This is a genomic window from Xanthomonas sp. SHU 199, from assembly GCF_000364665.1.
Lineage (GTDB): Bacteria > Pseudomonadota > Gammaproteobacteria > Xanthomonadales > Xanthomonadaceae > Xanthomonas_A > Xanthomonas_A sontii.
Genome location: NZ_AQOI01000773.1, coordinates 1 through 6,639, shown reverse-complemented (window position 1 = coordinate 6,639; position 6,639 = coordinate 1). Strand labels below are relative to the sequence as shown.

The 6,639-nt window shown below is 68.2% G+C and carries 7 protein-coding genes; 3 read left to right on the top strand and 4 right to left on the bottom strand.

Features of this window, described 5'->3' with window-relative positions; genetic code table 11:
• Positions 1-44 precede the first annotated feature (44 nt).
• Positions 45-674 carry a protein-methionine-sulfoxide reductase heme-binding subunit MsrQ gene (gene msrQ, locus D183_RS0121325; RefSeq protein WP_026144727.1) on the bottom strand — a complete coding sequence of 210 codons (630 nt, stop codon included), beginning with the start codon at positions 672-674 and terminating at the stop codon, positions 45-47.
• 134 nt (positions 675-808) lie between these two features.
• Positions 809-1,777, bottom strand: coding sequence for a protein-methionine-sulfoxide reductase catalytic subunit MsrP (msrP, locus tag D183_RS0121320; RefSeq protein ID WP_017910783.1), 969 nt, complete (start codon positions 1,775-1,777; stop codon positions 809-811).
• 154 nt (positions 1,778-1,931) lie between these two features.
• Here msrP and serC point away from each other — a divergent pair, with 154 nt between their 5' ends.
• The 3 genes from serC to aroA all read left to right on the top strand — a co-directional run bounded on the left by serC (position 1,932) and on the right by aroA (position 6,096).
• On the top strand, positions 1,932-3,017 hold the full coding sequence (serC, locus tag D183_RS0121315; RefSeq protein ID WP_017910782.1) for a 3-phosphoserine/phosphohydroxythreonine transaminase: 1,086 nt from the start codon (positions 1,932-1,934) through the stop codon (positions 3,015-3,017).
• A 79-nt stretch (positions 3,018-3,096) separates the two neighbouring features.
• On the top strand, positions 3,097-4,245 hold the full coding sequence (gene pheA / locus D183_RS0121310; RefSeq protein WP_017910781.1) for a prephenate dehydratase: 1,149 nt from the start codon (positions 3,097-3,099) through the stop codon (positions 4,243-4,245).
• A 537-nt stretch (positions 4,246-4,782) separates the two neighbouring features.
• Positions 4,783-6,096, top strand: a complete 1,314-nt coding sequence (gene aroA / locus D183_RS0121305; protein ID WP_026144726.1) for a 3-phosphoshikimate 1-carboxyvinyltransferase — start codon at positions 4,783-4,785, stop codon at positions 6,094-6,096.
• A gap of 67 nt (positions 6,097-6,163) precedes the next feature.
• Here the strand turns inward: aroA and D183_RS27615 are convergent, their stop codons facing one another.
• Both D183_RS27615 and D183_RS26620 read right to left on the bottom strand, forming a co-directional pair.
• Entirely contained in the window at positions 6,164-6,424 is a 261-nt protein-coding gene (locus tag D183_RS27615; protein ID WP_148829457.1) for a hypothetical protein, read from the bottom strand.
• 105 nt (positions 6,425-6,529) lie between these two features.
• The gene (locus D183_RS26620) at positions 6,530-6,631 is read right to left on the bottom strand and encodes an energy transducer TonB (protein WP_081613410.1); all 102 of its coding nucleotides are present in this window, start codon (positions 6,629-6,631) and stop codon (positions 6,530-6,532) included.
• Positions 6,632-6,639 lie beyond the last annotated feature (8 nt).

The window sequence follows — 6,639 nt, the reverse complement described above, 5'->3', positions numbered from 1 at the left end:
CTGGCCGTGGCTGTTGCTCAGCGCCTTGCTGCTGGCCGCCGCGCTCAGCGGCCTGCTGTGGTTCGGCGCGCGCTGAGCGCCCGCCAGCCGCGCCAGCCCAGCAGCACAGCCAGGATCGCCGCGTACAGCAGCGGTTCGCGGATGTCCGATTTCACCAGCCACCAGAAGTGCAACACGGCCAGCACGCCGATCGCGTAGATCGCCTTGTGCAGCTTGCCCCAGTTGCGCTTGAGCCGGCGCATCCAGCCCTGGGTGGAGGTGATCGCCAGCGGCACCAGCAGCAACCAGGCCAGGAAGCCGACGGTGATGTACGGGCGTTTGACGATTTCCTCGAAGATCTGCGTCCAATAGCCGCGCAGGTCCAACCCCAGATAGGCCGCCAGATGCACGGTCGCGTAGAAGAACGCGTACAGCCCGAGCATGCGCCGGAAGCGCAGCAGCACCGATTGCCCGGTCAGCTGCCGCAGCGGCGTGATCGCCAGGGTCAGCAGCAGCAGTCGCAGCGCCCACAGCCCGGTGCGGTGCTCGACCTCGGCCACCGGATCGGCACCGAGCGCATCGCTGCCGGTCTGCCACACCTGCCAGAACTGCCAGCTCAGGTATGCCATCGGCGCCAGCGCCAGCGCATGCACCACCGCCTTGGCGGCGATCAACGAAGCGGAGGTCTTAGCCATGCGCCGTCATCGCGCCGTGTCGGCACAGGCGCCACGCGGCACGCCGACTGCGACTCCAGCCGTCGCGCGAGGCAACCACCAGGCGCCGCGCTTTTCCCATTCCCGATTCCCAGTTCCCCATTCCCAGCCTCTCCTCAATACCATTTCTTCAGATCCATCCCCGCATACAGCGACGCCACCTGGTCGGCATAGCCGTTGAACGGGCGGGTGGGAATGCGCTCGGCGAACAGCTTGCTGGCCTTGCCGGCGATGCGGCGCTCGGTCTTCTGGCTCCAGCGCGGATGGTCCACCGCCGGATTGACGTTGGAGAAGAACCCGTACTCGGACGGCTGCAGCTCGTGCCAGGCGGTTTCCGGCATGCGCTCGGCGAAGCGGATCTCCACGATCGACTTGATGCTCTTGAAGCCGTACTTCCACGGCACCACCAACCGCAGCGGCGCGCCGTTCTGCTGCGGCAGCGGCTTGCCGTACAGGCCGGTGGCGAGCAGGGTCAGCGGGTGCATGGCCTCGTCGATGCGCAGGCCTTCCTTGTACGGCCAGTCGATCGAGCTGTAGCGGATGCCGGGCATCTGCTTGGGATCGGCCAGGGTGGTGAAGGCGACATACTTGGCCTTGGAGGTCGGCGCGAAGCGCTTGAGCACGTCGCCCAGCGGCACGCCCAGCCACGGGATCACCATCGACCAGCCTTCCACGCAGCGCAGCCGGTAGATCCGCTCCTCGGGCGTGTGGCCCTTGAGCAGGTCGTCCAGGGACAGCGTGCCGGGCTTCTCGCATTCGCCGGACACCTTCACCGACCACGGCGAGGTGCGCAAGGTCTTGGCCGCCTTCGACGGATCGGTCTTGTCGGTGCCGAATTCGTAGAAGTTGTTGTAGCTGGTCACGTCCTCGTAGCGGGTCAGCTCCTCGTTGGTGCGGAACCCGCTGCGCGCCTGCTCCGGGGTCACCACGGTCTTGGGCGGGGCCGGCGGCTCGGCGTCGGCGCAGCCGACCAGGCCGGCCACCGGGGTCAGCGCCAGGGCCTGCAGCAGGCGCCGCCGGTCGCGGTAGACCGCCTCGTCGGTGATCTCGCGGCTGGGAACGGTGAGGGCATCGCGCAACGACATGGCGAACTCCTGGAGCGAAGGGGGCGAGCGGTGGCGGGGACTTCACCACAGACTACGCATGCGCAGGGCGAATGGATGCAAATGCAACCTAAATTGCCCGGGCCGCAAGCTGTTGCGCTGCGGCATACTAGGGGTCCTGTCCGATAGGTGCCCCATGACGCGCGCGTTCAATTTCAGTGCCGGCCCCGCTGCCTTGCCGGAATCGGTCCTGCGCCAGGCGCAGGCGGAGATGTTGGAGTGGAACGGCGTGGGCGCCTCGATCGTGGAGCTGAGCCACCGCGGCGCCGAGTTCATGGAGGTGGCGGCGCAGGCCGACGCCGACCTGCGCCGGCTGATCGGCATTCCCGACGACTACGCCGTGCTGTTCCTGGCCGGTGGCGCCACCACCCAGCAGGCGCTGCTGGCGCTGAACTTCGCCGCGCCCGGGCAGACCGTGGACTACGTGGTGACCGGGCACTGGGGCAAGACCGCGATCAAGCAGGTTGGGCCCTACGTCGACGTGCACGTGGCCGCCAGCAGCGAGGCCGACGGCTTCCGCGACATCCCGCCGCGCGCCGCCTGGCAGTTGCGCGACGATGCCGCCTACGTGCACATCACCGCCAACGAGACCATCCACGGCGTGGAGTTCCGCGACACGCCCGACGTCGGCGACGTGCCGCTGTTCGCCGACTTCAGCTCCAGCATCGCCTCCGAGCCGATCGACGTCTCCAGGTACGCGCTGATCTACGCCGGTGCGCAGAAGAACCTCGGCCCGGTCGGCGTCACCGTGGTGATCATCCGCCGCGACCTGCTCGAACGCGCCGGGCAGCCACGCGCGGACATCTTCGATTACCGCTCGCATGTGGCGCGCGACTCCATGCTCAACACGCCGCCGACCTGGAACTGGTACCTGGCCGGGCTGGTGTTCAAGTGGATGCTGGCCGAGGGCGGGGTGGAGGCGTTCGCCGCGCGCAACCAGGCCAAGTCGGCGCTGGTGTATTCGGCGATCGACGCCTCCGGTGGCTTCTATCGCAACGAGGTCGCGGCGGCGGTGCGCTCGCGGATGAACATCCCGTTCTTCCTGCCGGACGAAACCCTCACCGCGCGCTTCGTCGCCGAGTCCAAGGCGGCCGGCCTGCTGGCGCTGAAGGGCCACAAGGCGGTCGGCGGCATCCGCGCGTCGCTGTACAACGCCATGCCCCTGGCCGGCGCGCAGGCGCTGGTCGCGTTCATGCACGACTTCCAGCAGCGCCACGGCTGAGTCGCCGATTTTTGTAGGAGCGGCTTCAGCCGCGACCGGATCGCGCCGGCGATCCGGACCACCGAGGAACCCCCGATCCATGGCCGCAAAGCCGAAGAAATCTCCCGCCGCCGACGCCAAGCCGGCCAAGCCTGCGAAACCCGCCGCCACGCCGGCCCTGGCCGACGTGCGCGCCAAGATCGACGAGATCGACCGCACCATCCAGGCGTTGATCGCCGAGCGCGCGCAGTTCGCGCACCAGGTCGGCAAGGCCAAGGGCAAGCTTGCCGCGGCGGTGGACTACTACCGGCCCGAGCGCGAGGCGCAGGTGCTGCGCATGGTGGTGGACCGCAACCAGGGCCCGCTCAGCGACGAAGTGCTGGTGCACGTGTTCCGCGAGATCATGTCCGCGTGCCTGGCGCAGCAGGAGCCGCTGAAGATCGGCTACCTGGGGCCGGAGGGCACCTTCAGCCAGCAGGCGGTGCTCAAGCACTTCGGTCGCTCGGCGGTGGGCCTGCCGATGGCCACCATCGAGGAAGTGTTCCAGGAAGTGGAAAGCGGCAACGCCGACTTCGGCGTGGTGCCGGTGGAGAACTCGGGGCAGGGCACGATCCAGGTCACCCTGGACATGTTCCTGACCTCCAACCTGAAGATCTGCGGCGAAACCGAGCTGCGCGTGCACCAGTTCCTGCTCTCGCGCAGCGGGCGGCTGGACGCGATCGAGCGGATCTACGCGCATCCGCAGTCGTTCGCGCAGACCGCCGGCTGGTTGCGCGCGAACCTGCCCAAGGTGGAGAAGATTCCGGTCTCCAGCAACGCCGAGGGCGCGCGTCGGGCGCGCAATGCCGACGATGCGGCGGCGATCGGCGGGGAGAGCGCGGCGCATGTGTATGCGCTGAAGAAGGTGATCATGAAGTCGATCGAGGACGACGCGGACAACACCACGCGCTTCCTGGTGATCGGGCGGCAGATCTTCCCGCCGTCGGGGCACGATCGCACGTCGGTGCTGGTGTTCATCCACGACAAGCCGGGTGCGTTGTTCGATGTGCTCAGTCCGTTCGCGCGGCATGGGATCAGCATGAATCGGATTGAGTCGCGGCCGTCGCATCAGGCGAAGTGGGAATACGGGTTCTTCATCGATCTGGCGGGGCATGTGGAGGATGAGGCGATGAAGTTGGCGTTGGCGGAGTTGAAGGCGCATTCGGCGCAGATCAAGGTGTTGGGGTCGTATCCGGTGGCGGTGCCTTGATCGAGCCGTCCTTTCGTCGCGGCGCGACGGCCAAAACCAAAGGCCATTTGATTAACAGTCAAGTGCTCTAACGTTGTTGGCTGGAGAAAAGCGGGAAGGCAACAGCAGAAGCAACAGCAACAGCTTTCGCGCTGAAGCGCGAGTTACTTTTCTTTGCTTGTGCAAAGAAAAGTAACCAAAAGAAACACACCCCCGGGCGGGCTGCCCCGTGCTACGCGCGGGGTCCGCGGACACGACGGGAATTTTCGGAAGGCACATCCATGTGCCTGCCGAAAACGACGCGCATCCTGCGCGTCGCCCCTCACGGGGTTTTACCCGCCGTGTCCGCCAGCCCTCACGGGGGATTGAGAGCAACAGCGAAAGCAAGAACAACGGCAACAGCAAGAACAACGGCAACAGCAGGAACAACAGCAACGGCACCGGCAACGGCGGTGGCTGACTTGGTGTAGGCGTCGTGGCAGCAGCGCAAGCGCGCTGTAGCGGCGCCGATGTCGCCGGGTGGTGGTGGATCTTCGGGTGGTTGGACTTTCAGGAACGATGATGAGCAACGAGCAAGGCTGGATCGCAACGCGCGGCACTGCGCTGCAGGGCACGCTGACGGTGCCGGGGGACAAGTCGGTGTCGCACCGGGCGGTGATGTTCGCGGCGTTGGCCGATGGCACGTCGCGGATCGAGGGGTTTCTCGAGGGCGAGGACACGCGTTCGACCGCGGCGATCTTCGCGCGGCTCGGGGTGCGGATCGAGACGCCGTCGCCGTCGCAGCGTGTCGTGCATGGCGTGGGGGTGGATGGGTTGCAGGCGCCGCAGGGCGAGCTGGATTGCGGGAACGCCGGCACCGGCATGCGTCTGCTCGCCGGGCTGCTCGCGGCGCAGCCGTTCGACAGCGTGCTGGTCGGCGATGCGTCGCTGTCCAAGCGGCCGATGCGCCGGGTCACCGAGCCGCTGGCGCTGATGGGCGCGCGCATCGACACCGAGGCCAATGGCGTGCCGCCGCTGCGCATCCATGGCGGCCAGTCGCTGCGCGGCATCGACTTCGTCTCGCCGGTGGCCAGCGCCCAGGTCAAGTCGGCGGTGCTGCTGGCCGGTCTGTATGCCGACGGTGTCACCACGGTGCAGGAGCCGCATCCCACTCGCGACTACACCGAGCGCATGCTGTCCGCGTTCGGCGTGGAGGTCGAGTTCGCGCCGGGCCAGGCGCGGCTGCGCGGCGGCCAGCGTCTGCGCGCCACCGATATCGCGGTGCCGGCGGATTTCTCCTCGGCGGCGTTCTTCATCGTCGCCGCCAGCATCATTCCCGGCTCGGACATCACCCTGAAGGCGGTCGGGCTCAATCCGCGCCGCACCGGTCTGCTGGCCGCGCTGCGCTTGATGGGTGCGGACATCGTCGAGCACAACCACAGCGAGCACGGCGGCGAGCCGGTCGCGGATCTGCGCGTGCGCTACGCGCTGCTGCGCGGTGCGCGGATTCCGGAGGACGTGGTGCCGGACATGATCGATGAGTTCCCGGCGCTGTTCGTCGCCGCCGCCGCCGCCGACGGCCAGACCGTGGTCAGCGGTGCGGCGGAGCTGCGGGTCAAGGAATCGGACCGCCTGGCGGCGATGGCCACCGGGCTGCGCAGCCTCGGCATCGTCGTCGATGAGACCCCGGACGGCGCCACCATCCACGGCGGCGCGCTGGGCGCCGGCACCATCGAGAGCCACGGCGACCATCGCATCGCGATGGCCTTCGCCATCGCCGGGCAACTGGCGCAGGGCGAGGTGCGGATCCAGGACGTGGCGAACGTGGCGACGTCGTTCCCGGGTTTCGACACGCTGGCGCGGGGCGCCGGCTTCGCGTTGCGCACCGCCTGATCGCCTGCGCAGCAACGGCCGCGTGCAAGCGCGGCCGGGGGAAGAGGCAAGTCGGTTTGTCGAAACGTCAGTGCGTCGGCTGCGGACGCGGCGGATCGTTGGCGGGTGTCGACGGTGTGGACTGGGTAGCGCGGTAGCCGCTGCCGTCGTCGTCGCGGTCCACCGCCAGCCACCAACCGGCCACCGCCAGAGCCAGTGCGATCACGATCATCCAGGCCCAGGGCGACCCGCGATCGGCCCGCGCATGCGCTTCCCCACGCGCAGACGACGGGCGGGCGGGACGCTTCCACGCGTCCAGCGGCTGTGTCGACTTGTACGGGGTGGGCATGGCGGCAACTCCGGTGCCGTGGGACGGGTCCAGTGTCACCCAGGACCCGCCTCAGGGGTGTCACCCCCATGTGAAAGCCGCCCGCGCGTCCGGGCGGCGGTTCAGTTACGGCCCCGGTTTGAAGTCGAACGGAATCTCGATGCTGGCCGGCACTGCACGGCCGTTCTGCTGCGCCGGGCGGAACTTCCAGCGGCGCACGGTTTCCATCGCCGCGC